The sequence below is a fragment of the Achromobacter sp. SIMBA_011 genome (assembly GCF_046535435.1).
In the GTDB taxonomy this organism is placed as follows: Bacteria; Pseudomonadota; Gammaproteobacteria; order Burkholderiales; family Burkholderiaceae_B; genus Achromobacter; species Achromobacter dolens.
Window position 1 is genome coordinate 1 of record NZ_JAWRWN010000300.1, and the last position, 283, is coordinate 283.

At 54.8% G+C, this 283-nt stretch carries 1 protein-coding gene; it reads left to right on the forward strand.

Going from position 1 to position 283, the window contains the following annotated elements:
* Positions 1-136 precede the first annotated feature (136 nt).
* Positions 137-283: BrnT family toxin (locus SB816_RS31045; protein ID WP_410548121.1), on the forward strand; the 147-nt coding region annotated here is incomplete at its 3' end.

Here is a 283-nt window from a genome sequence, read left to right on the forward strand (position 1 = left end):
CGTGAAAGGGGTGGTGGGGCCGGCAGGATAGTCAAGTTTGTGGTACAAACCTGATAACGGCCCAGCCTCCGGCAGGGATGAGCAAGCCAAGTGATTAGTCTTGTTGTTGGTACAAAATTGTACTAACATTCCGCTCATGAAAACAAGATTCGAATGGGACCCGGCAAAAGCCGAAACCAATCTCCGGAAGCACCGCGTGAGCTTCGAGATTGCCGCTCGTGCCTTTGCGGACCCGTTCGCCGTCACGGAGCAGGATCGCATTGAGGGCGAGGAATATCGCTGG